Below are 23,682 nucleotides of genomic sequence, written 5' to 3' on the forward strand. Positions count from 1 at the left end.
CGGGAGTAGCGTCGAAGGTTGACAAAACTATAGGAACACCCAACGACTACTCCGGCAACGCCGATGTCTTGGCAACGCCAGCGAGCGGGCCGCATTTGAGGCAAGGTGACGTGAAACGAAAGGGCGCTGACCTTCTGGTCGCGCCCTTGAAGTTGAACGTCAGATTGCCCAAATGCGGCCCGCGCAGCGTCGAGCCGTTACGGCGTTTGGTAAAACGCCGTAACTTTAAAGTTCAGTCACGACAACGCCGTTGTAGATCTCGTCCCAGCGGTCCATGACCAGGTGGCCGGTCTTGGGATCCATGGCGTTGAGCTTGCCGCAGGTATTGGCGGTCTTGAGCACCGTGACATCGTCGGCACCAGCAGCAATGGCATGCGCAAAGCCGGCGATGGTCGAGTCGCCGGAACCCGTCGCGTTCACAGCCGCAATCGCGGGCGTCTTGGCGCGGAACGCGCGACCCTCATGGAAGCCCACCGAACCGGCAGCGCCCATCGAAACGACAACCCAGGGGATACCGGCAAAGCGGCCATCGGCGGCAAGCGCCTCGCGCAGGGCATCGACATCATCGGTCGTAAAGGACGTACCCAGCAGACCGTTAATCTCGGTCAGGTTGGGCTTTACGAGCTCAGGCTTAGCGTCGGACTCCAGCGCGGCCTCCAGCGATGCGCCCGAAGTGTCAAGCAGCACCTTGGCGCCCGCCTCCTCGGCAATCTTGACGAGCTCGGCATAGTAGCCAGCATCGACGCCACGCGGCAGCGAGCCCGAAAGCGTCACGACGTCCGCCTTCGCTGCAAGCTCGGCGAACTTGGCCGTAAAGGCCTCGAGCTCGGCAGGCGCAATCTGCGGACCGCTCTCCAGCAGCTCGGTCTGATTACCCTCGTGCAGGATATTCAGGCAAATGCGCGTCTCACCGGCAATGGGCACAAAGTCATTCTTGACGCCATCGGCATCCATGAGCTCGGCCATATAGGCACCCATGTGACCGCCAAGCAGGCCGGTCGCGAGCACGTCGTCACCCAGCTGCAGCAACACGCGGCTCACGTTGAGGCCCTTGCCGCCAGCGGTCTTTTCGGGCGTCACGCGGTTCACGTCGTCGATGATCAGCTTGTCGAGCTGATAGCGCGTATCGATCGACGGGTTCATGGTAACGGTCAGAATCATATTGAACTCCTGTTTCCGGGGCGCCAAACGCGCGACCCCAAACATACGATAACTCGTTAAAGGATCTCGATCTCAAAGCCACGGGTGACGGTCTCCCCCGGCTTGGCAACCAGGCAGCCGCGCTTATGCTCCAGAACATCGTCCTCGTCAGAGCAGGTGGACAGGCCGCCCCACGGTTCCACGGCCACAAAGTCGCCCTCGGGCTTGCTCCACACAATCAGGTATGGCATATCGGGGAACGTCAGGCGCACGCCCTTGTCCTCGGTTTTCTTGGTCAGCGTAACCACGCGGCTGTCGAGCACGTCGAAGATGGTCTCGGCAAAGTCAAAGAGTTCGTGGGTCAGCGGCAGGTCGTGGCCGACCATCGGGTTTTTGCTGCGATGCTCGACATCAATCAGGCCCGTCGAGGGAACGGCAGTACAGAGCTCGGCGGCCTCACGCTGCTCAAAACGGAGCTCGTAATCGTCATAGGACTCGCCCTCGTCGAGCGGGCACGTAAAGCCGGGGTGACCGCCCACAAAGAACGGCATGTCCTCGGTACCCTCATTGGTCACCTCGTACGACACGGCCACCTTTTCCGAATCGATCGCGTAACGAGCAACGATCTTAAACGGATACGGGTACTGCTCGAGCAACTCGGCATGGTCGGCAGAGCTCAGGCTCAGCGCAACCATGTTATCGCCCTGCTCCTCGAGCTTCCACTCCTGCTTGCGGGCAAAGCCGTGGCGGGCAAGCTTGACCTCGCGGCCGCCCATGGTCATCGCGCGGCCGTCACGAAGGCCGCCGCAAATCGGAAAGCAAATGGGTGCCTGGCCCGACCAGACCGAAGGATCGCCCTGCCACAGGTACTCGCGACCGTTGGCTTTAATCGAAGTGAACGATCCTCCAGCCGTGCTCAGTGCCACGCGAACAGAACCGTTATCAAGAACAAACTCCATAGGAGCCTTCCCTTTCTTACGACAGCCCGCCAAGTCAATAGGGCTGACAGAAAACCGGCCCGCGCCCCCTCACAGAAACGCGAGCCGTCAACGGACTAGTAAATTACGCCGGATACCCGCTAGTCATGGTATTCGCCGCGGTCCCACTTCTCGAGGAACTCGTCAAAGAAGTGCGGGTCAGCCTGAGCCTCAGCGTCGGCCTTATTGCAGGCATCGATCTTGGCAATCAGGGCATCGTGCTCGGGGGTCTTCTCGTAGGGCTCCTCCAGGAAGGCAAGCATGATATCGGCCATCAGGAACTCGCCGGTGATCTTGCCGCCAAAGCCCACGATGTTGGCGTTGAGCTCGCGACGGGCATACAGGGCGGAGGTCATGTCGCGAACCAGGGCGCAACGGGCGCCGGGAACCTTGTTGACGGCGTTGGTGATGCCGATGCCGGTGCCGCACAGGGCCACGCCAAAGTCGGCCTTGCCGCTGGCAACGGCCTCGCCCACGGCCTTACCGTAGATGGGATAGTGCGTACGGGTGTGGCTGTAGGTGCCACAGTCGAGCACCTTGTAGCCAGCCTGCTCCAGGCGGTCGGCCAGATAGATCTTCTCGTCCGTAACGATATGGTCGCAACCGATTGCGATGGTCTTCTTCATCAGAACGTCCTTTCGTCTGAATTCACAAGTTGAGGTAGAAGTTCGAGTTCTCGGTGGCTCTCGTTAGGCCATCTTGTTGAGCATGTCGACACGGATCTGGTGACGGCCGCCGGCGTACTGAGCGCGCAGGAACTCGCGGGCGATCTTCTTGGCGACCTCGGTGCCCACAACGCCCGGGCCCATGGTGACCATGCGCGAACCGTTGTGCTCGCGGGTCATGTAAGCGGAACGCTCGTCGGAAATGTTGGCGACGACCATGCCCTTGATCTTGACGGCGGCCATATAGGAGCCGACGCCGTACTTATCGAATGCGAAGCCCTGGGAATCCTTGTGCTCCAGCAGGTCCTTGGCAACGGCGGTCGCGGAATCGACAAAGTCCGCGGCAGGGGTCTCGGAATAGTCGACGACCTCGTGACCGTCGGCGATGAGCATCTCCTTGATGGACTCCTTCATCGACATACCGTCGGCATCGGAAGCGATTACAACCCTCATGACATCCTCCTTGAGAGATACGCAGGTGCGTAGTTTCTGTTTGGAAGTGTTGAATCGCGTTCAGGTCCGGGCATCTGAATGTGCGGTTCTTCACTGTTCATGTTTATTTGAACACATTCGAACATCAACTGCAACAATTATTTGTTTGTCTTTGTTCTATTTTGAACAAATACCGTTCACGGATGATTGCTGACCGTTTGGGAACGGGAAAACCTAGCCTGCCACGTATTCAACAAACAAATAGGGCGGCCGAGAACGTGTCTCGGCCGCCCTTCTTACGGTTGGTCTTCCAAGGATCGCTTTGCCGCCTACTCAGACTGTCCGCTCTTCTTGGCATGTTTGGACGGAGCCCTCAGAAAACGACCCGTCAAATAGTTCGCCGGGCCAGAGATATCGATCCCCAGCAGCGTGTGCCCCAGCCACAGAAACGCCGCGAGCACCAGCAACGGGATAACGCACGAGGTCACGATCATCACGATGACGCCTTCGATCAGATCGGTCACCTGTTGCACCACCTTATCGGTCATCGACTTGGCACTGTCGGTCACCGATGTGAGTAAACTCGATGCCCCATCGGTCAGCTGCTCAAGCACATTCTTGTTTTCCGTGGTCTCGGATTTCTTCTCGCTCTTTGTGGAGCTCGCCTTGCTCGCTTCAGTCGCCTTTTGCTCTGTCTGCTCGATACTCACCTGATACGTCTCATCGACCTTTTGCGACACCCATACGCTCGCGGGCACAAGCGCCATGCCGATCACGGCAACCACCAGCACGCGCGTCGCCGCACGGCGCAGGACGGCGCTCGTGCTCCAGCGCCCGTGAATGCCGAGCGACACCGCAAAGAGTACCAGCGCAAACGGGATCAGGATACCCAGGCCAACCGACCACAAAATGGTCAGCAGGTATTTCTCGAGGTAGAGCACGGCAAGCACGATGCCCAAGTTACCCGAAAGCTGCGCGAGCTGCTCGGCAACCGGCGTTCCCGTATCACCCGGCAGCGCGGTAATGCCCGCAGACAGCGCCACGCACGAGGTCGTGAGCGCCAGTACGTTGCCTTTCTTTTGATCGATGACCTCGATGGTGGAGTCCCATGTTTTGGTATCGGCAAAATGCGGACGAGCCACAAAGCCCGACAGCAGCGCCAGTACCACGAGTGCAACGATAAAGCCAATCTGCAGCTTTTTGTTTGCGCACACGACATCGGACAGGCTGGGCTGCAGCTCGGTTACCGTCGTGTGCTCGGTTATCTGGACAGGACGCCCATGAGCCATCTCGCGCGCATCTCTTTTTTGTATTGACCCGTTATCCGGCATTTGGATACCTCCTCAGTCCGGTCTGTATTGCGGATGGAAGTATACCCACCCAGTAAAAAACCGAACGGGAGGACAACGGAGCGCACCAAGACTGTCCCCAATGACTACCTCGCCTGCAGCGCCAGTTAACAAATGACTCGCGTGTGTTCCTCGATGGCAGTGCGGTCCTCGGCGGTAATACCCGGCTCGCACACCACGGCGTCTAAATTGTCCAGGCGGCAGAAGGTGTAGAAGTCGCGCTTGCCGATCTTGCTGGAGTCGGCGATCAGGTAGCGCGAGTCGGCCTTGCTAAAGGCGAGCTGCTGGATACGGCCCTCGTCCATGTTGGACGTAGACACGTCACCGTCCAAGATACCGTTGGCGCCGATAAACGCCGCATCGATGCCCAGCGTGCGCAGGGTATCCTCAGCTGTTGGTCCCACAAAAGCGGCGGTGCGGCGACGGTACATACCGCCCACGAGGCACAAGTCGCAGTCCTCGCGCGCCTCGAGCAGGTTAAACACCGAAAGCGAATTGGTCACAATGCGCAGGCGAAACGTCGGCAGCATCGAGGCCATCTGCTCAACCGTGGTGCCCGTACCCAAAAAGATGGTCGAGCCTTCCTCGATAAGCTCCACAGCGCGGCGTGCGATCTGCAGCTTTTCCTCGGCATGCTTGGTGCGCTTTTCACTGTGCGAATACTCATGGCGCAGCATAGCGTGCGGACGACCCTGCGCACTACGGGCGCCGCCGTGCACGCGCTCGATCTCGCCCAGGCTCGCAAGCTCCTCAAGGTCGCGGCGGATTGTCATGTCCGATACGCCCAGCGCATCCGAGATCTCCTTGACCGAGACCGCGCCCTGCTCCTCGAGCAGCTGACGAACCTTATCCTGACGCTCCGCCTTGATCATTTTTACTCCTTTGAGTGATTTTGTTCGCAGCTATAGTAATCGAACAGCTATGCCCACCCACCCTAAACGGTCGATTTTTCCCGGTGAACGGTAGGATAGTAAACGCCAAACGTTGAATATCGAATGTATCCGACGCATCAACTTCAGCTATACATAGGCAAAAAGCTGCGATTTTAAAATCGTTTCAATCCAATGCACCTCATATAAATCAAATTGAACTTTCCCGAACAATAGAAAACAGATTGACACACTAATTCTCTTAGATTTAAATAACAGGCAACTTAAACAAACAGATTCGAACACGTTCGATCTGCATGGAACGGAAGGAGTTGCAGACATGTCCGCAGAGAGCAATCTGTTCTTCGAAGACACCGTGTTTGTTTGCGACCGCACCACGCAAGAAGATGTCTTTACCGAGATCGCCAATAAGCTGTCACTCAAAAACTATGTTGCGCCCGCGTTTCTCGAGAACATCATCGAGCGCGAAAAGGGCTACCCCACCGGCATGGATATGTCTGTCGTCGACCCCGAGTTGCCCAGCTTTGCCGTTCCTCACACCGAGGTCGAGTTCGTTCACACCCGTCGCATCGTCCCCGTCAAGCTGACGACTCCCGTCGAGTGGCACTCCATGATCGACCCCTCGCAGACCTTCCCCGTCTCGTTCCTGTTCATGATCCTCAACGACAACAAGGAGGCCCAGGTGGGCATCCTCGCCAAGATCATGGACTTCGTTAACGCTCTTGGCACCGATCGCGTCAAGGAGCTGTTCTCCATGACCGACGCCAAGGCCATCTACCAGTTCTTGGTCGACAACTTTCCTGCCGACTAGCCAATTACCCTTAGGAATCCGCGGAATAACCCGCATAGAGAAAGGAATTCATCATGATTAAGGTTCTCGCAGCTTGTGGCGCCGGTGTTAACTCCAGCCATCAGATCAAGGACGCCATCGAGTCCGAGTTCAAGAATCGCGGCTACAACCTGCACTGCGACGCCGTGATGATCAAGGACGTCAACGAGGAGATGCTCTCTCAGTACGACATCTTCGCACAGATCGCCAAGACCGACTTTGGCTTTGAGGTTAAGACCCCGATCGTCGACGCTGGCCCGATCCTTTACCGCATGCCTGCCATGGCTAAGCCGGTTTACGACAAGATCGAGGCCATTATCAAGGAAAAGGGTCTCAACTAATCTTTTGCAGCTTCGCTCTGCGCAATTTTTGGCTTTAAGGAAGATGACGACCGGGAACGGCATCTTCCTTTTTTAAGGCAACATACGGAAAAGGAAATTCTCTTTTAGGAAAGAGGGAGACATGGACGCAGTAATCGGGTTTGCTAATGCCGTCTTTCAGCCGCTGATCGACCTTGGCGCAGCCCCTATGATGACCATCGTTTTGACGGTTATCGCCCTACTCTTCAAAGTAAAGTTTACCAAGGCCCTCGAGGGCGGCCTTAAGCTCGGTATCGCCATTACCGGCATCGGTGCCATCATCAACATTCTGACGACGGCCTTCTCGAGCGCCATGACGACGTTCGTTGAGTCCACCGGCCTTCAGCTCACCGTTACCGACGTGGGTTGGGCACCGCTGGCCACCATCACCTGGGGTTCTCCCTACACGCTGTACTTCCTGATGGTTCTCGTCATCGTCAACATCGCGATGATCGTGCTCGCCAAGACCAACACCATCGACGTCGACATCTTTGACGTTTGGCACCTCGCCTTTGTCGGCCTTGCCTGCATCTACTTTGGTGCCAACATTGTCGTCGCCACGCTGCTCGTCGTCTTCGTCGGCGTCATGAAGATCATGAACTCCGACCTTATGAAGCCCACGTTCAACGATCTTTTGGGTGCTCCCGAGGAGAACCCCATGACCACGACTCACATGAACTACATGATGAACCCGCTGGCCATGCTGCTCAACAAGATCATCGACAAGGCGCTCCCCTTCCTCGATAAGTACGACTTCGATGCTGCCAAGCTCAACAACATGATTGGCTTCTGGGGCTCCAAGTTTGCTATTGGTATTTACCTGGGCGTCTTCGTCGGTCTGCTTTCGCACCAGACCCCGCAGCAGATCTGCACGCTCGCCTTTACCGCCGCAACCTGCCTTGAGCTGTTCTCGATGATCGGTTCTTGGTTCATCGCAGCCGTTGAGCCGCTGTCTCAGGGCATCTCCGACTTTGCCAACAACAGCAAGTGGCTCCAGGGCCGTACCCTCAACGTCGGCCTCGACTGGCCCTTCATCGCCGGCCGCGCCGAGATCTGGGCTGCCGCTAACATCCTTGCCCCCATCATGCTGGGTGAGGCACTGCTGCTCGCCAACGTTCCCTGCCCCCTCTCCCCGACTGGCACTTGGAACGGCCTGCTGCCGCTCGGCGGCATCATCGCCATGGGCCTGACGCCGGCACTGCTCGTTGTCACCCGCGGCCGCGTGATCCGCATGGTCGTTATCGGTGCTGTCCTGTTGCCCGTCTTCCTGGGCGCTGGCACCCTCGTCGCCGATTTCGTTACCTTCACCGCTAAGACTGTCGGCGCTTTCCCCGATGGTGTTACCGGCCTGATCTCTCAGACCACCATGGAAGGACCTGTCGAGAAGTTCCTGGCCTTCTTCGTGGGCAAGGCGACCACGGGCGATGTGACCATGATTATCGCTACGGTCGTTGCTATCGTCATCTACGTCGTGCTCTTTGCTTGGTATCGCAAGCAGATGATCGCCCGTAACATCGAGTACGCGAAGCAGGATAAGTGCACCCTCTCGCCGCTCACCACCGGCAAGTTTACCGAGGAGGACCTCAAGGCTGCTAAGGAAGCCGAGTCCGCAAAGGCAAACGCCTAACTCATTGCCACATATCCCCTGTGGAAGAAACCCGTCGCATCCCGGCGGGTTTCTTTTTGTTTGTCCACAGTAAGTCAATCATCACTTTTTTGAGAAAAATACCCCCTGCTTTAGTGGGGTGTAGTGATAATCTCGCCTGTTCGCGCTACAGTTTGTCCGAAATACCTCGATGTTAGGAACCAAATGATCACTTCCGAGCTTTTCGGCACCGCGCCGTGCGGTACCCCCGTTCATCGCTACACCCTCAACGGGCCCGAGATCTGCGTTCGCATTATGGACTATGGCGCCACCGTGTTGGGCATCGATGTGCCCGACATTCCCGGCAACGTGCGCGATGTGGTGCTGGGCTTCGATAAGCTCGAGGATTACTTTGACAACCCCGCCTGCTTTGGCGCGACCATCGGCCCTGTGGCAAACCGCACCGCTGGCGCCACGATCGCCATCGACGGCACGGACTGGCATATGCCCGCCAACGAGGGCGCCAACAACCTGCACAGCGACCTTGAGCACGGCCTGCACAAACGTGTGTGGGATGTTGAGCTCGACGAGGTCCATAACGCCGTGCGCATGACCACCTCGCTTAAGGATGGCGAGCTGGGCCTGCCCGGCAACCGAACCTTTACGGCCGTGTTTACCGTTACGCGCACCGGCGTCTTCCGCATCGATTATGGCTGCGAGAGCGACCGCGCCACCTACGTGTCCATGACCAACCACACGTACTTTAACCTTGCAGGCCATAACGCCGGCATGGACTGCGAACATTTCTTTGTCGCCAACGCCGCCCACTACCTGCCCATTAACGAGCAGAACATCCCCACCGGCGAGATCGCTCCGGTCGAGGGAACACCGTTTGACTTTCGCGAGCTTCGCCCCGTCGCACCCGGCATGGAGGCCGACGACCCGCAGATCAAGCAGGCCCGTGGCTACGATCACTGCCTGTGCATCGATGGCTATCAGTACGGCCGCAACCTGCGCCGCGCGATGCACGTCGAGGAGATGTGGACCGGTCGTGAGATGGACTACTACACCACTGCCCCGGGCGTGCAGCTCTACACCGGCAACTGGCTGGGCGACGAGCACGCCAAGGACGATGCCAACTATGGCTGGGGCGCCGGCTTTGCCCTCGAGGCCGAGATGTACCCCGACACGCCGCACCAGCCTCTGTTCCCGCAGGGCATTGTGGGCCCGGGTCATCCCTATAGCAATGTGATCGAATATCACTTTATGAGGCACTAAGCCCACAACGCGACATATCGCACAGCAACGCCCGCCGGCACCACCGCCGACGGGCGTTTTTTCATCTTTTGGCTCATTTTCGCTGTGACTGTATGAGTGACATATCAAAACTATGCCCATTTACTACGTTTAGCCCGGGATGCTCGACCATGCACCGGTTTTTGTTAAATTCGCAAGCCGTCTACCTGCGGTTTTGTTTTTCTCAAATTCGACATGCTCGGCGATAGCCGACCAAACGTAGTAAATGGGCATAGTTTTTGACAGGCGGCATCGCGCGCATCCCTCGCAAGGGCAAAATGATCCGTTTTCCTCCGTCCCCAAGGGATCAGTTGAACAGATTGCCAATGGGGTCGGGGGCGGAACTGGGGAGATAACGGATTTCTAGCTCTATGCCGAGCTTTTGCAACTCTTTGAAGGCGGCGATGTCCGTATCGCCTACGGCAATGGCAGGCGTTGCAGAGCGCTTGCCCTCCCTCGCCCGCATATGGCCGATGCTGATCTTGGTTATTGGCACACCGCCCTTAACCAGCGCGAGTGCATCCGTGGGCGACGCCACCATGATGAGAATCCATTGGCGCGGCGTTGCGGTATAAATGATGTCGATGGTCCTTTGCACCGAGAAAAACCGCGTCCAAACGCCTTCTGGCGCCGCCACCCTCATGGGTGCCCATTGGCGCGAATCCGCCGCGATCTCATCGTTGACGATTAAGACAAGATTGGAACCCACGGCTTCGTTCCACAGCTCAACGTCTTGCCCGTAAATGAAACGGTCATCGATACGCGTGAGAAGGATCTTGGGTTGAGCCATGGCTGCCCCATTCTGTTTGAGACCCATACGAGCGGGACGTCGGCCACCAACTCAACAGCAGGTCAAGTACCAAATGGGCACTGCAGACATCACGCCTCTAATATTAGTGCATTTAAAGTGAGAAAAGCCGTCAGAACACTTGCGCGGATGTGCGATGTCCCGTATCATAGACAGCCGTTGGCGCCTCAGTTGCGTCATCACATGGCCGCCAGCGTAGCTCAGTTGGTAGAGCACCGCTCTCGTAAAGCGGGGGTCACCGGTTCGAGCCCGGTCGCTGGCTCCATTGCTCAAGATAGCCGCCTTCGGGCGGCTTTTTTGTTGCCGATTTTGAGTGCGTGCGCGCCAATCCAAGCATCGCCACGTCAACAGCGGCCCACTCGGTGGACTTCGGGTTTAATGCTTAGGGGCGGGGATTTACCAAAGTGAAATCTTAATGAAAAGAAACCCAGCTGCAACAATTGCCATGGTGAGGGCTCGAATTGGCCATATAGATCTAAAAAAGTCACGATATACAAATGTCGAGAGACGTTGGGGATATAGATGAAAAGAACTAAGGGTTTTCTTTTGTTGGTATTGATGCTGCTCGGACTGTTCTGCCTGAGTGGCCCTTCTTGGGCCAAGGCTGTCTGTCCTGAAGGTGAGCCTCAGCAGTCTTATACGGGCAGTCTGCTGATAACTGCTAAGGAGGGCGATGCCGACTCTCAGTCTTGGGTAAATCCCCTTGCCACTTTTGAGGGGGACGGCGGAACGGTCAAGCTTGACCATATTGGTAGCGGGATTTTGAGGTGGCAAGTTCTTCCGGACAAAATTGCGAACGATCCCTTCTCTTTTGCTGGAACGATATATCTATACAAGGTTGTGAGCGGAAAACAAAAATACGTCGATTGCTATCCGACAAACGGGTCTGGAATTGCATTCACCGGCATTTCGGGGCAGATTGATACACATGTACGAAAGGGAACCTATGTGGTGCGTTGGGTTGGAGCTGCTGCAGGCCCGATATGGATTGCGGTCTTGCGCCCCGATGTCCAAATAGGTTTCTCTCTCTAGACGGGAAGTTGCTCATGAACGCCATATACGACGGGGATGACTGGGTCGATCATTATACTTGGCGCCTGGTCGGCTCGAACGACAATGGGGATGTGGTGTTTGATGGACTATGTCCAAAGCATCTCCATCCTTTTGTCTCGTCGTTAATTGAGAGTTCCGCTCGTGTTGCCCCCTACAGCTCGGCATCGCTTCATGATACGGACGTTTTGAAGACCATAAGGGAATCAATTGACGAGGGCACGATGAGCGGCCCGCTGTTTTCTCGGCTTGTGGGGCTAGATGAGATTGGCTCGAAACGACTGCTTGCGGGCGAAAAAGTGGAACTCACTTATCGGTCGATGATTTCAATCCTGCGGCTAGCCGATGTTCTTCGCAAATAAATGAGGCTTCCCTATTCAAAACAGAAAACCCCGCCAAACGTGATTTCCCTAGGGAAAACCCGTTTGGCGGGGTCCTAGCGTGATTTCCCTAGGGGAATCACGCCATCAGACGAACAGCTCAGCCGAGCAGCTCGCTACTCCTCCCAGTAGGCGTCGGCAAGCAACTTAAAGCAGATCTTCTTGACCGGCTGTGCGCCATCGCCCGGGAACTCGAGCGTGGGCATGTGGGGCTCGCCGGCAACGAACAGCGCGAATTTGTCGTCGGCAAGATCGCCGGCGATCGAGGCGTCGGAATCGACCAGATCATAGTCGTCCTTCTCGTCAAACTCCTGGACCAGCGTCAGGCTGCCCGTAGCGACCTTAAAGGCCTCGCGACCCTCGACGTCGATCTGCAGGTCGTGATAGCGCTGATGCGTCTCATAGTGAGCCTCAGCCTCGGGACGCGTCGTGGGAGACATGACGTTCGCAAAGACCTTCTCACCCAAAATCGGATGGCTGCCGACCTCGAGCTGTGCCGGGTCGTTCTCCTCGAGCCAGTCGATCAGCACGTCGAGGCCCTTGAGCATTCCGCGGTACTCCTCGATATCGCCCAATGCACCGTAAATCATCTAAATCCCCTCTCGGATCGCTTCTTTGGCGGCTAATCGGCAAACGCGTTACCGATGCTGTTGCCACCCACATACGCCTCGACCAGGGTAAGGTCGGGATTGAACACGACAAACTCGGCGTCGCGCCCCGGCATAATGCTACCGCACTTGCCGTCAACTCTAACCACAAGCAAGCAACCGATGCCGGGGGCGGCGCACAAGCTCCTACAGCTCGGTCACGACAACGCCGTTGTAAACCTCGTCCCAACGATCCATAACCAAGTGGCCAGTCATGGGATCCATGGCATTGAGCTTGCCGCAGGTGTTGGCGGTACGCAGCACCGTCTCGTCATCCGCGCCAGCAGCAATCGCATGCGCGAAGCCGGCAATGGTCGAATCGCCAGAGCCCGTAGCGTTAACGGCGGGGATATCGGGGGTCTTGGCGCGGAATGCACGGCCATTATGGAAGCCCACGGAGCCGGCAGCGCCCATGGACACGACGACCCAGGGGATATCGGAGAAGCGGGCATCAGAGGCGAGCGCGGCGCGGAGCTCGTCCACATCGTCGGTGGTAAAGCTCGTACCCAAAAGGCCGTTGATCTCGGTCAGGTTAGGCTTAACCAGCTCTGGCTTAATTTCGGACTTAAGGGCGGCCTCGAGCGAAGCACCCGAGGTATCGAGCAGCACCTTGGCACCGGCGTTCTCGGCAATGCCCGTGATCTTGGCGTAGTAGTCCGCCTCGACGCCGCGGGGCAGCGAACCCGAGATGGTGACGACGTCGGCCTTGCCCGCAAGCTCGGTAAACTTGGCGGTAAAGGCATCGAGCTCCTCGGGGGCAATCGTCGGGCCGCTCTCGAGCAGCTCGGTCTGGTTGCCGGCGTGAAGGATGTTGAGGCAAATACGAGTCTCGCCCTTGATGGGTACAAAATCATTCTTAATGCCGTTGGCATCCATGAGCTCGGCCATGTAGGCGCCCATGTGGCCGCCGAGTAGACCGGTTGCCACAACGTCGTCGCCCAGCTGACCCAGTACACGGGCCACGTTGAGACCCTTGCCGCCGGCGGTCTTTTCGGGCGTCACACGGTTAACGTCGTCGATAATGAGCTCATCGAGCTGATAGCGTGTATCGACGGACGGGTTCATCGTAACGGTGAGGATCATTTTTAGCTCCTTATCTCGCAGGCTCCTTGTGCCTCGCGATACGAGTCGACAAAACGGAATTACAGAATCTCAATCGTGAACGAGCGAACGACGGTCTCCTTGGGCTTGGCGACAAGGCAGCCACGCTTATGCTCAAGCACGTCGTCCTCATCGGAGCAGGTCGAAAGGCCGCCCCAAGGCTCAACTGCCACAAAATCACCCTCGGGCTTGCTCCACACAATGAGATATGGGAAGCCCTCAAAGCTCAGGCGAACGCCCTTGTCCTCGCCCTTTTTGGAAAGCGTGACCTGGCGGCTCTCGAGCACGTCAAAGATGGTCTCCGCAAAATCGAAGAGCTCGTGCGACAGGGGCAGCGTCTTTCCCACCATGGGGTTCTTGGAGCGCTTGTCCACGTCAATCAAGCCAGTCGAAGGGACAGCGGTGCAAAGCTCTGCAGCCTCTTCTTTCTCAAAGCGCAACTCGTAGTCCGTATAGGCCTCGCCCTCATCGAGCGGGCACCTAAAGCCGGGATGCCCACCGATAAAGAACGGCATGTCCTCGGTGCCCTCGTTGGTAACCTCATAGGAGACACGCACGGCGGCGTCCTCGAGCGTATAGCGGGCGACGAGCCTAAACGGATACGGATAATCGCTCAGCAGCGCGGCGTTATCCTCCGAAGCCAGGCACATAGCCAACTCGTTCTCGCCTTGGCTCAGCAGCTTCCATTCCTGCTTGCGCGCAAAGCCGTGGCGAGCGAGCTTTACATGATGCCCGGCAAACGTCATGGCGCTGTTGTCGCGCAAGCCTCCGCAAATCGGGAAGCAAATCGGCGCCTGGCCGGACCACACGGTGGGATCACCCTGCCACAAGTACTCGCGACCTCCGGCCTCAATCGAGGTAAACGAGCCACCAGCCGTGGAAACCTTAATAGAAATCGAATCGTTGGAGAGAGCGTATTCCATTACCCATCCTTTCGAACAACTGCTTTATTTCACGCAAGCGCCCGTTTCAATCCTAACCATAGAACAAACCCGCACGCTCATCGATGCGTCCGGTATCCCGGCCATGTAACGGGGTACCATACAGACATTGATGCAATTACAGCTGAAAGGCCTTCTTATGCGAACCATCATTCTTTATGCCTCACGCCACCACGGCAATACGAAAAAGCTCGTGGACGCCATCGTCGAGGCGCACCCCGAAATCGATACCCTCGATGTGAAAACGCTCGGCAAAAACGAGTATCCCAACCTGCACGAATACCATCTGATTGGTGTCGCCACGGGCATCTATTACTCCGAGATCGACAAGGACATGGCACGCGTGCTCACTAACGTGTTGCAGCCGCAGGACAAGGTGTTTGGCCTTATGACCTACGGTGGCAAAAACAAGTGGTACGGCAAGGATATCGATGGCATCTGCCGCATGAGGCAGGCCATCTTTATGGGTGTCTACGGCTGCCCCGGCTTTGATACGTGGGGGCCGTTCAAACTCACCGGCGGTGTCCAAAAGGGGCACCCGACCGCTGAGGAAATTAAGGGTGCCGTCGACTTCTTCGACAAGATCGAAGACGAGTATGGAGACATCATCGTCGAAGAGTACGCCAAGCGCGAGAAGCGCCTAGCATACGAGAAGGAACATCCTGCAGGAGGCCTGGTGGCCGGCGTTAAGCGTACGGCAAAGAAAATCGCTAGCAAGCTGTAACTGTAAAGGTGCTTTTGAGCGTTTAACCCGTACGGCGGGTCCGAGCAGATTCGGGCCCGCCGTCTTTTTCTTTCGTTACTCGGTAAAGGCGTTGCCGACGCTCTGGCCGCCAACATACGTCTCGACGAGGGTGAGCTCATGGTCGAACACGACAAAGTCGGCGTCGCGACCCGGCATGATGCTGCCGCACTTATCCTCGATGTGCGCGGAGCGTGCCGGCACCTCGGTTGCCATGCGAATGGCGATATCGGCGCTGGCGATGCCCCAGTCGACGATGTTCTTGACGCCCTGGGCAAGCGTGAGCACCGAACCGGCAATGCTCTTGCCATCGGCGAGCCAGCACAGGTTGTCCTTCATGATGACGTCCATGCCACCGCTGGTGTAGCTGCCCTCGGGCATGCCGCCGCAGCCCAGGCAGTCGGTGATGAGTACCGTGTGCTGCCAGCCCTTGGCCTGCAGCAGCGCCTTGATGGCGGCAGGGTTTACGTGCTTGCCGTCACAGATGATCTCGGCGTAGGTCTCGGACGTGGACATAGCAGCACCCACGACACCGGGCTCACGGTGATGCAGCCCGCGCTGGCCGTTATAGGTATGCGTAAAGCAGCTGGCACCGGCGTTGATGGCGGCGATGCACTCGTCATACGTGGCATCAGAGTGACCGATGCTGGTCACGACACCCTTCGCATTGAGGGCAGCAGCATAAGCAGCGGCGCCATCGCGCTCGGCAGCCATGGCGCTCTTAACGATACGTCCGCCGGCAGCCTCCTGCCACTCGTCAAAGACCTCCTCGGAGGGGTCAATCAGGTAAGCGGGGTTCTGTGCGCCCACATGCTTCATGGTAAAGAAGGGGCCCTCCAGGTAGATGCCCTGAATGCGAGCACCGCAGAAGTCAGGGCCGCGGCCCTCGTCAGCCTGAGCGATGACGGCGCAGGCATCCTTGATCTGCTCGACGCCATCGGTGAACGTCGTGGGCAACCAGCTGGTGGTACCGCGACGGGCGAGCTCGGTCGAGCTAATATCGATACCCTCGGGGTCGTTATCGGTAGTTGAGTGGTTGTAGAAGCCGTGGATGTGGGTGTCGACCATACCCGGTGCGATCCACGATCCCGTGTAGTCCTTGATCTCGCAAGAGGGCTCGTCGGCCTGCCAGGCGCCAAAGACGCCATCCTCGACCATAAGATAGCCGCCCAGTTGCGGGCCTGCCGGCAAGAAGAACTTGTCAGCCTTAATTGCGTACGTGCTCATATGCACTCCTTGCTTCTAAAGCAGTTGACTGTGGTGATGCTTATACCCAGCCCACGTAATAACAAAAAGCGCCCGCCCGCCGTTATGAGCGGACGGGCGCCCTTACAGGGGGACGCGATTAAGCGGTGAAGGGGTGAATCGTCACGCCCTTAACCACGCGGTTGACCGTACCGGTGGGGCTCGGCGTGTCGGGCGTGTTGCCCACGCGCACGGAGTTGAGCAGGCTGATAGCCTGAGCAAACATCACGAACGGCAGAGCAAGGTAGCCCTCGGGAAGCGCCTCGTAGCCCTTAAAGGTGAAGGACTCGCCCTCGTAGACGGTAGCGCCATCCTGCTGAACGGCAACGGTGTGCTGAGCGATCTTGTCGCCACCGATCTCGTTGAGGATGTCGATGTCGTACTGACGGGTGTAGGCGTCGTTGTTGACGAACACGAACACGAGGGTCTTGTCGTCGACGAAGGACTTGGGTCCGTGACGATAGCCCATGGAGGTGTCGTAGGAAGTAGCGACCAGACCGTGAGCAAGCTCGAGGATCTTGAGCTGGCTCTCCTGGGCAAGGCCACCGAAGGAGCCGGAACCCAAGTACGTCACGCGGTTGAAGTCGCCAGCGAGGTAGTCGGCAACCTCGGACTCGCGAGCGATAACCTCCTCGCCCATCTTGGCGATGGTCTCGACCCACTCGGCCTTCTGCTCGTCGGAAGCCTCGTCAAAGATGAGGGTAGAGAGCAGGGTCATGCAGGAATAAGAACCAGTCATGGCGAAGCCCTTGTCGTTGGCGCGCGGGATGAGCAGCGTCAGCGCATTGGGATCATCGGCGGACTCGACGGCGAGCTTGCCCTCGGGAGCGCAGGTGATGTTGAGGAACTTAACGTTGTGGACGAGCTCCTTGGCAACGGCAACGGCAGCAAGGCTCTCGGGGCTGTTGCCAGAGCGGGCAAAGGAAACCACGAGCGTGGGATCCTCGGCGCGCAGGAAGTCACGCGGGGCGCTCACGATGTCGGTCGTGGCGATGGGCTTAAAGTCGTAAAGATCAGTGTTGCCAGCGTGACGCAGGTACGGGGCGCAGGTATCGCCAACGTAGTCGGACGTACCGGCACCGGTGAAAACAACGGACAGACGGCCCTCCCCCATGGCGCGAGCCTCGGCCAGGAAGGCCTCGATGGCCTCTTTGTTCTCGCGGTAGATGTTGAGCGTATCACGCCAAAGCTCGGGCTGCTGAGCAATCTCGGCCGTGGTGATCTGGGCGCCGAGCTCGGTGAGCTCCTCGACACTCTTCTCGAACATTTCTAATACCTCTCTCTAGAAGTAAACCTCTGACGTGCAATTATACACTTCGGTTGGTTATCTGGTAGTAACCAGTTAAATGCAAAGAATCATCATATGGAAACAATGCGAACACTAGTCGCTACGCTGGTGGTAAACCTTGTATTTAAACTGATCGGCACGAGCAACCGAGAGTGTATACTCCACAACCTCGTTTGACTCGTTATATGTAGTTCTGACCAAATCGAGCACAGGCGAACCCTCGACAATTCCCAAAAGGTGGGCATCGGTGGGACGGGCTATGCTCGCATAGAACTCCTCTTCGGCCACGCGTATCTTTTGCTGAAAGTCTTGCTCAATCACATCGTAAAGCGGCTTACGCTCCAGCAGTGGTCGCTTTAGGGACAGAAATTGACGAACCGGTAGATAGCTGCGTTCGACCATCATGGGCATGTTGTCGGCAGAACGAAGGCGCTTGAGCTTAAAAATGCGATCACCGATACGCAATCCCATATGCTCGGCCAGATTCTTATCGGCCTCCATCTCGCAAAACTCGAGAATCGTGGTCTCGGGGTCGCGACCCATCGCGCGCATCTGCTCGGTAAAGCTGTAGGACTGCATAAGATTGGTTGCTTTTGCCGAACGGTCGGTCACAAAGGTACCGCGACCGTGCTGCCGAACCACCAGTCCTAAACGCTCCAGTTCTTGCAGAGCCAGACGTACCGTAGTGCGCGAGAGACCATAGCGCTCCGAAAGCTCGCGCTCGGAAGGAATCATGTCACCGGCGCGATATTCATGGTCAATCTTTTCGGTCAGAATATCGACCAGCTGATCGTACAGCGGTTGCTTACGCGCTCCGATCGCCATCCTATCCTCCCTTTTGCTCGAATTCGGCTAACTACCTAGGGCGTTAAGCATTATCGGTCTGCCACACCCGAATCATCAAGAAAAACAAAAGCCGCGCGCTCTTTCGAGCACGCGGCTTATAACATACACATGGCTTAAGGGGTCGGGGTGTGAGCCGCGTAGGGACACACCCCTCAAGCTAGAGCCTTACCAGATGCTCGGCCAGAGACCAAGCGGGCCAGCGCCCAGGATGCCCAGGACGAAGAGCAGCAGGATGCCCTTGGTCGGGGTCCAGCTGTGCTTAGCGAACATGTAGTAAAGCAGCAGCGTAAGCATAAGCGGGACGAGCTTCGGGACGATGGTGTTGAGGGTGTCGGCAACAGAGAAGTTGACCGGATCCTCGGTGACGGTGCCGTAGGTAACGGACTCCATGCCGTTGCCCAGATCGGTGACGCCGCACTCGACAGCGTTGCCGTCGGCATCGGAAGCGGTGAGGGCGTTGCCGTCCTCATCGGTCATGGCGATGGTACCGGCCTCAGCGGTCTCGGTATCGATGCCCTCCATACCGGTGAAGTTCTCGGCCTCCTTCTCGGAGACGATCACGGTAGTAGCAGAGAGACCACGGGTGGTGCCGTTGGGGATCTGGAGGTTGATCTGGGTGCCACCCATGGTGACGACCAGGCAACCGACGACGAAGACGCCCATGATGGAAGCGGCACGCGTGAAGGCCTGCATGTTGGCGGTCAGAGCGTCAATAGCGCTGGTGCCAAGCTTGTAGGACCAGTTCATGAGCCAGAAGCGCAGAGCAAACTGGACAACGTTGAAGATCACCAGGAAGATGATCGGCGCAGCGGCGTTGCCGTTGATGGCCATGTTGGAGGTGATGCCGGCCGTGATAGGCACGAGCGTCAGCCAGAACAGGGCGTCACCGATACCACCGAGCGGGCCCATTGCGGCGACGCGGACGGCGCGGATCGTGGGGATGTCAACCTTGTTCTGCTCGAGCGAAAGCACGATGCCCATAACAAAGGTGACGAGGAACGGGTGAGTGTTGAAGAACTCCAGGTTGTGGCTCATGGAAGCCGCGAGGTCGTTCTTGTTGGTGTGGATCTTCTCCAGACCGGGGATGATGGAGTAGAGCCAACCAGCGGCCTGCATACGCTCGTAGTTGAACGAGGCCTGCAGGAAGCAGGAACGCCAAGCCATCTTGTTGAGGGTCTTCTGGTCGAGCTGCGGAGCAGGAGTGAGATCCTCGTAGTGCTCCGGGATCACATACTCATTAGATGCCATCTTCGAAGTCACCTCCGTCAGAAACAGCTGCACCCTTCAGCTCGGTCTGCTGCTGGAAGTCCCAGAAAGCGATGCCGAAGCCGATGAGAGCGAGGATGAGCAGAGCAGGGGTTGCCAGAGAATCGTTGGCAACGGTGATGAGCGCGAGGCCAAAGCCCATGAGGAAGAAGCCCCACATATCGCGGTTCATCATAACCTTGAGCAGGACGGCGAAGCCGACGAAGCGCATCATACCGCCTGCAGCGGAGAGACCGGTCTGCAGCCAAGTCGGGATGGCGGAAGCGATGGTCTGACCGATGGTGGCGCCAGCGATGAAGAACAGGGTGACGACGATAGCGAAGATCAGGCCGAGCAGAGCCATGGCGAAGTAGTTCAGACGCTCGATACCCTTGGTGTCAGCGTTGTGAGCCATGTTGTCCGCGGAGGACATGAGCGGCGACATAAGCGTGAAGACCAGGGTAACGCCGAGCTGACCAAGCAGAGCGAACGGAATGGCAAGGCCGACTGCCGCGTTGGGCTCGAGGCCCGTAGCGATAGCGAGAATGGCTGCCATGATGCCGCCGATGACGGCGTTAGGCGGCTGAGCGCCTCCGATCGGCATGTTGCCGATCGTCATGAGCTGATAGGTACCACCCACGAGAAGACCGGTGTTGAGGTCGCCAAGGATAAGACCGATGACGGCGCCGGTGACGATGGGCTGATAGAGAGACTCGAGGAAGTTGAACTGGTCGATTGCCGCGACGAACGTGACGATGAAGACCAGAGCGACCTGGATGATCGAGTATTCCATCTTGCTCCTCCTTTCAAAATGTATGTACGCACTTTGGATTTCACGTACAGAATGTCAGGGTTTCATTCCTGACAACGTGGATCATGAGGATTACGAGAAGAGCTTGCTCGTGTCCTCAACAGGCGTGCTCGGAACGCGCCTGATCTCCAACTCCACCCCCAATTCCTGCAGCTCTTTAAACGCAGCGACATCCTCGTCGTTAACTGCGACGGAGGTGGCGACTTGGCGCTTTCCTTCCGACATGTGCATGTTGCCGATGTTTACCTTCTTTATAGGCACACCGCCCTTGACGAGCGTAAGCACGTCTTCCGGTGTTTCGGCCACGATGAAGATCTTCTGGCGCGGGCTCGCCTTGCCAATGACGTCGATGGTCTTCTGCAGGGAGAAGAAACGAGTAGCGACGCCGGCGGGAGCGGCCATCTTCATGAGGTTCTGGCGCATGGTGTTGGTCGACACATCGTCGTTGGCGACGAGAATGAGGTTGGAGCCCAGGGTGGAGTTCCACTGGGTAGCGACCTGACCATGGACCAGTCGGTTATCGATGCGGGTAAGAAGAATGTTGGGTTCTGCCATGTTGATCAGCTTCCTTTCGTTATTTGCTGACGACAGTTACTTGATCTCCTGAATCGCGTAACGCGAAACATCTACAACGGCGCCGGATCGGACTTTGATCTGGACCTTCTCGCCTTCGATGCCCTTGACGGTTCCGTAGATACCGCCGGCGAAAAGAACCTCCTGACCCGGCTTGAGCTCGGTGTGCAGCTCCTTGAAGTACTTCTGCTTCTTCTTCATGTTGATTTGCGACCAGATGGTGTAAATCAAGCCCATGATGACAAGCAGGCCTAAAAGGGCGACCGAGGAGCTCAGGACGTTGGCTCCGAAATCAGCCATTAGATGCCGTCCTCGTCGCCGAAGATATCCTCTTCGTCGGAGCCGGCAACGGATGCGACCGTCTGGGCGGTGACTCCCGTCTGACCAACGGTCACGGCCTGCTCGCCAAGCTCGGCGAGCGTGGCGTTACCGCGGAGGAACAGAAGCTCAATAACCATGGGAAGGTTGGTGCCAGTCAGTACCTCGACGTTGTCGACATCCTGGGCAATCATCATCGACTGATTGAACGGAGTACCACCAAGCAGGTCGGTAAAGACGAGCACGCCATCGCACTCCTCGCGCATGGCGGTAATAGCGGCGCGGAGATCCTCACCGTAGGAAGCAGCCTGGTCGCCCTCGAAAGGAACGACGGTAAAAGCGGGTTGGTCGCCAGCGACCATAGCGATAGCGCTTGCGAGGCCGGGTGCGAACTGTCCATGACCGGTAAGAATAAAGCCAACCATTCAAATTTCCCTTCCGAAGGTGTGTACGATCTGAGTCCGATAGTTTTCGGAAGCCAACGGGCAATCGCCCTTAAAGCTTCTTGGAAAGCGTTCTTTGAGAACCAGTGGTCTCTCAACTGGTAGTAACCACGTGACGTGTTGTTGTCACTATATCACCACAGAAGAGGTTGCTTTCGTTGATTCAAACAGTAAAACGTTTTTGCACCGTTCACGGTGAAAAATCGACCGTTTACCGCTCATTAACACTTCTACCTGCGGTTTTGAAACCGTTTCGAAATGATTTGACGAAAGATCGGAACTTTTTTTGTGTCTAAACAACGCAGAGTGGCTAAAAATGGCGTGTAGAAAAAATGCAGGTCATTGTGAAGATTTGTAAATTGGTCTTTTTGACTTAATACCAGTTAGAACCAGTTTCGATATTATCGGTGAACGGTAGTTTTCGACCGTTCACCGGTTATTTGCAATCGTTTGCGGCCGTTTTCCAGGATGAATTGAGGATACCCGATGAAGCACTTGCACGGGCGCAAGTCCTATCCTAGTGGTTTCGGTAACAAAATGCCCGTTAGAACGTTGTCGTTCTAGCGGGCTTAATCAGGTAGATCGGTTAGCGCGCAGTAGTGCAGACAGATCTTACGCAAACAGGCCGTAGATGCTGATGTTGGCCTTGGCGTAGAGGCCGTTAGCATACTCGGTCCACTTGGAGCTGGCGCTCGAGGCCTGCGAAGAGTACTGCTGGTAGGCGGTGTAATAGGCGGTCATGGCCTGCTTATAGGTTGCGCTATCGGCAGTAAAGGCATCGTTAGCGAAGGCCTTAGCGTAGGTGCTGTCGGCGTCCTTCCAAGTGCCCTTCTCGCTATCCCACTCGTCGCCGGCAAGGTTGATGATGTAGTCGGCGTAGTCCTTGCTCGCGGTCTCCTCGTTGCCGTCAGCAGGCTCGGTCGGAGCGGTCGGCATGCTTGCGGAGCTATCGCCCACCTTCTTCTTGTAGAGCTTCTGCAGCGTCGCGGACTGACGGACGATCTGCTTGGCCTGGTCCTTGGACACGCCATACTGCTTGGCCATGGTGTCGTAGTCCGAGGTGCCGATAGAATCCTCGGCGTACTTCTTCATCTCCTTAGAGGAGACGGTAATGCCCTCGTCCTCAGCAGCATCGAGCAGAATCTTGTTGCGCACGTAGGACAGGATGACGTCGGCAGAAGGAGCGGTGTAGTTGCCATCGCTATCCTTGACGGTATCGAGGCTGTACTGGCTCTCGATGGCCTCGCGCGCGGTGATATCGCTCTTCTTGCCGTTGTAGCTATAGCTTGCCACGGTCGAATCGAGCTGGTCCTCGGTGAGGGTAGCCGAGCCGACACCCTTGCCGCCAAAGCCGCCATTGCCAATAAAGAAGCCGACCACCGCAGCGATCACGATGGCGACCACAAAGGCGGCAATCATCGTCTTCTTGTGCTTGGATGCGCGGTCGTTCGCGTCGGAGTCGTCGTCCTCGTCCTGCTCCTCAGGCATAAGGTTCTCGTCGGCGGCGTCCGCGGCGATCTTTGCCTCCAGGCGGGCGTCCTCCTCCTCGGCGGTCGTGCCAGCGGCGATATGTTCGGCAGACGTGCCGGCGACCAGGTCGATCTTCTCGTCCTCGTCACCGTCGGGGCCTTCGCCGCGCTCGATGATCTGGATGCCGTCGATCTCGTCCTTCTCGTCCTTCTTTTGAATCAGACCCATATCAATTACTCCTTGTTAGGAAAC

General features: G+C 57.3%; 26 protein-coding genes and 1 tRNA gene. 8 read left to right on the plus strand and 19 right to left on the minus strand.

Annotation, left to right across the window (positions count from 1 at the left end; genetic code table 11):
* Positions 1–225: 225 nt before the first annotated feature.
* The 6 genes from DWV58_RS08160 to DWV58_RS08185 all read right to left on the minus strand — a co-directional run bounded on the left by DWV58_RS08160 (position 226) and on the right by DWV58_RS08185 (position 5,435).
* A complete protein-coding gene (locus DWV58_RS08160) occupies positions 226–1,161 on the minus strand; it encodes a hexose kinase (protein WP_117776784.1) in 936 nt (311 codons plus the stop codon).
* Positions 1,162–1,217: 56 nt separating this feature from the next.
* Positions 1,218–2,099 (minus strand): aldose 1-epimerase family protein, encoded by an 882-nt coding sequence (locus DWV58_RS08165; RefSeq protein ID WP_117776785.1) that lies wholly within the window; start codon positions 2,097–2,099, stop codon positions 1,218–1,220.
* Positions 2,100–2,218: 119 nt separating this feature from the next.
* Positions 2,219–2,743 (minus strand): galactose-6-phosphate isomerase subunit LacB, encoded by a 525-nt coding sequence (gene lacB / locus DWV58_RS08170; protein ID WP_006234831.1) that lies wholly within the window; start codon positions 2,741–2,743, stop codon positions 2,219–2,221.
* 63 nt (positions 2,744–2,806) lie between these two features.
* A complete protein-coding gene (gene lacA, locus DWV58_RS08175) occupies positions 2,807–3,235 on the minus strand; it encodes a galactose-6-phosphate isomerase subunit LacA (protein WP_006234830.1) in 429 nt (142 codons plus the stop codon).
* Between the two features lie 308 nt (positions 3,236–3,543).
* Positions 3,544–4,545, minus strand: coding sequence for a hypothetical protein (locus DWV58_RS08180; RefSeq protein ID WP_147345871.1), 1,002 nt, complete (start codon positions 4,543–4,545; stop codon positions 3,544–3,546).
* A gap of 125 nt (positions 4,546–4,670) precedes the next feature.
* Positions 4,671–5,435 carry a DeoR/GlpR family DNA-binding transcription regulator gene (locus DWV58_RS08185; RefSeq protein WP_117776787.1) on the minus strand — a complete coding sequence of 255 codons (765 nt, stop codon included), beginning with the start codon at positions 5,433–5,435 and terminating at the stop codon, positions 4,671–4,673.
* Between the two features lie 337 nt (positions 5,436–5,772).
* Here DWV58_RS08185 and DWV58_RS08190 point away from each other — a divergent pair, with 337 nt between their 5' ends.
* The 4 genes from DWV58_RS08190 to DWV58_RS08205 all read left to right on the plus strand — a co-directional run bounded on the left by DWV58_RS08190 (position 5,773) and on the right by DWV58_RS08205 (position 9,504).
* Positions 5,773–6,264: a PTS sugar transporter subunit IIA gene (locus DWV58_RS08190; protein WP_117776788.1), complete on the plus strand. Its 492-nt coding sequence runs from the start codon at positions 5,773–5,775 to the stop codon at positions 6,262–6,264.
* A 53-nt stretch (positions 6,265–6,317) separates the two neighbouring features.
* A complete protein-coding gene (locus DWV58_RS08195) occupies positions 6,318–6,623 on the plus strand; it encodes a PTS sugar transporter subunit IIB (protein ID WP_117716300.1) in 306 nt (101 codons plus the stop codon).
* 121 nt (positions 6,624–6,744) lie between these two features.
* Complete coding sequence (locus DWV58_RS08200; protein WP_117776789.1) at positions 6,745–8,268, plus strand: PTS transporter subunit IIC; 1,524 nt, start codon at positions 6,745–6,747, stop codon at positions 8,266–8,268.
* Between the two features lie 183 nt (positions 8,269–8,451).
* Positions 8,452–9,504 (plus strand): aldose epimerase family protein, encoded by a 1,053-nt coding sequence (locus tag DWV58_RS08205; protein ID WP_117635796.1) that lies wholly within the window; start codon positions 8,452–8,454, stop codon positions 9,502–9,504.
* 325 nt (positions 9,505–9,829) lie between these two features.
* Here DWV58_RS08205 and DWV58_RS08210 read toward each other — a convergent pair whose 3' ends face one another.
* Positions 9,830–10,312: a PTS sugar transporter subunit IIB gene (locus DWV58_RS08210; RefSeq protein ID WP_117766463.1), complete on the minus strand. Its 483-nt coding sequence runs from the start codon at positions 10,310–10,312 to the stop codon at positions 9,830–9,832.
* A gap of 207 nt (positions 10,313–10,519) precedes the next feature.
* Between DWV58_RS08210 and DWV58_RS08215 the strand changes: the two genes are divergently transcribed.
* The 3 genes from DWV58_RS08215 to DWV58_RS08225 all read left to right on the plus strand — a co-directional run bounded on the left by DWV58_RS08215 (position 10,520) and on the right by DWV58_RS08225 (position 11,742).
* Positions 10,520–10,595: transfer RNA gene (locus DWV58_RS08215), tRNA-Thr, on the plus strand.
* A 257-nt stretch (positions 10,596–10,852) separates the two neighbouring features.
* Positions 10,853–11,362, plus strand: coding sequence for a hypothetical protein (locus DWV58_RS08220; protein WP_117766461.1), 510 nt, complete (start codon positions 10,853–10,855; stop codon positions 11,360–11,362).
* A gap of 14 nt (positions 11,363–11,376) precedes the next feature.
* On the plus strand, positions 11,377–11,742 hold the full coding sequence (locus DWV58_RS08225; RefSeq protein ID WP_117766459.1) for a hypothetical protein: 366 nt from the start codon (positions 11,377–11,379) through the stop codon (positions 11,740–11,742).
* Positions 11,743–11,876: 134 nt separating this feature from the next.
* Here the strand turns inward: DWV58_RS08225 and DWV58_RS08230 are convergent, their stop codons facing one another.
* The 3 genes from DWV58_RS08230 to DWV58_RS08245 all read right to left on the minus strand — a co-directional run bounded on the left by DWV58_RS08230 (position 11,877) and on the right by DWV58_RS08245 (position 14,431).
* Positions 11,877–12,350: a YhcH/YjgK/YiaL family protein gene (locus tag DWV58_RS08230; RefSeq protein ID WP_089572396.1), complete on the minus strand. Its 474-nt coding sequence runs from the start codon at positions 12,348–12,350 to the stop codon at positions 11,877–11,879.
* Positions 12,351–12,554: 204 nt separating this feature from the next.
* Positions 12,555–13,490, minus strand: a complete 936-nt coding sequence (locus tag DWV58_RS08240) for a hexose kinase (protein ID WP_117776790.1) — start codon at positions 13,488–13,490, stop codon at positions 12,555–12,557.
* A gap of 59 nt (positions 13,491–13,549) precedes the next feature.
* Positions 13,550–14,431: an aldose 1-epimerase family protein gene (locus DWV58_RS08245; RefSeq protein ID WP_089572398.1), complete on the minus strand. Its 882-nt coding sequence runs from the start codon at positions 14,429–14,431 to the stop codon at positions 13,550–13,552.
* 157 nt (positions 14,432–14,588) lie between these two features.
* On the opposite strand from DWV58_RS08245, the gene DWV58_RS08250 reads away from it, so the two are divergent.
* Positions 14,589–15,173 (plus strand): hypothetical protein, encoded by a 585-nt coding sequence (locus tag DWV58_RS08250; RefSeq protein ID WP_089572399.1) that lies wholly within the window; start codon positions 14,589–14,591, stop codon positions 15,171–15,173.
* Between the two features lie 75 nt (positions 15,174–15,248).
* On the opposite strand, the gene nagA is transcribed toward DWV58_RS08250, so the two are convergent.
* The 9 genes from nagA to DWV58_RS08295 form a co-directional block, all read right to left on the minus strand.
* Complete coding sequence (gene nagA / locus DWV58_RS08255; protein ID WP_117776791.1) at positions 15,249–16,418, minus strand: N-acetylglucosamine-6-phosphate deacetylase; 1,170 nt, start codon at positions 16,416–16,418, stop codon at positions 15,249–15,251.
* Between the two features lie 118 nt (positions 16,419–16,536).
* A complete protein-coding gene (locus DWV58_RS08260; RefSeq protein WP_117776792.1) occupies positions 16,537–17,703 on the minus strand; it encodes an SIS domain-containing protein in 1,167 nt (388 codons plus the stop codon).
* Positions 17,704–17,817: 114 nt separating this feature from the next.
* The gene (locus DWV58_RS08265; RefSeq protein ID WP_055310430.1) at positions 17,818–18,549 is read right to left on the minus strand and encodes a GntR family transcriptional regulator; all 732 of its coding nucleotides are present in this window, start codon (positions 18,547–18,549) and stop codon (positions 17,818–17,820) included.
* Positions 18,550–18,735: 186 nt separating this feature from the next.
* Positions 18,736–19,818, minus strand: coding sequence for a PTS system mannose/fructose/sorbose family transporter subunit IID (locus DWV58_RS08270; protein ID WP_022094609.1), 1,083 nt, complete (start codon positions 19,816–19,818; stop codon positions 18,736–18,738).
* On the minus strand, positions 19,808–20,608 hold the full coding sequence (locus DWV58_RS08275) for a PTS sugar transporter subunit IIC (RefSeq protein WP_117776793.1): 801 nt from the start codon (positions 20,606–20,608) through the stop codon (positions 19,808–19,810). Before DWV58_RS08275 ends, DWV58_RS08270 begins: the two co-directional genes overlap by 11 nt.
* A 90-nt stretch (positions 20,609–20,698) precedes the next feature.
* The gene (agaV, locus tag DWV58_RS08280) at positions 20,699–21,181 is read right to left on the minus strand and encodes a PTS N-acetylgalactosamine transporter subunit IIB (RefSeq protein WP_089572404.1); all 483 of its coding nucleotides are present in this window, start codon (positions 21,179–21,181) and stop codon (positions 20,699–20,701) included.
* Between the two features lie 36 nt (positions 21,182–21,217).
* A complete protein-coding gene (yajC, locus tag DWV58_RS08285; protein ID WP_022094612.1) occupies positions 21,218–21,499 on the minus strand; it encodes a preprotein translocase subunit YajC in 282 nt (93 codons plus the stop codon).
* Positions 21,499–21,942 (minus strand): PTS fructose transporter subunit IIA, encoded by a 444-nt coding sequence (locus tag DWV58_RS08290; protein ID WP_117772902.1) that lies wholly within the window; start codon positions 21,940–21,942, stop codon positions 21,499–21,501. Before DWV58_RS08290 ends, yajC begins: the two co-directional genes overlap by 1 nt.
* Positions 21,943–22,572: 630 nt before the next feature.
* Positions 22,573–23,658: a hypothetical protein gene (locus tag DWV58_RS08295; RefSeq protein ID WP_117635808.1), complete on the minus strand. Its 1,086-nt coding sequence runs from the start codon at positions 23,656–23,658 to the stop codon at positions 22,573–22,575.
* Positions 23,659–23,682: the final 24 nt, after the last annotated feature.

The organism is Collinsella sp. AF11-11 (assembly GCF_003465485.1).
GTDB lineage: Bacteria > Actinomycetota > Coriobacteriia > Coriobacteriales > Coriobacteriaceae > Collinsella.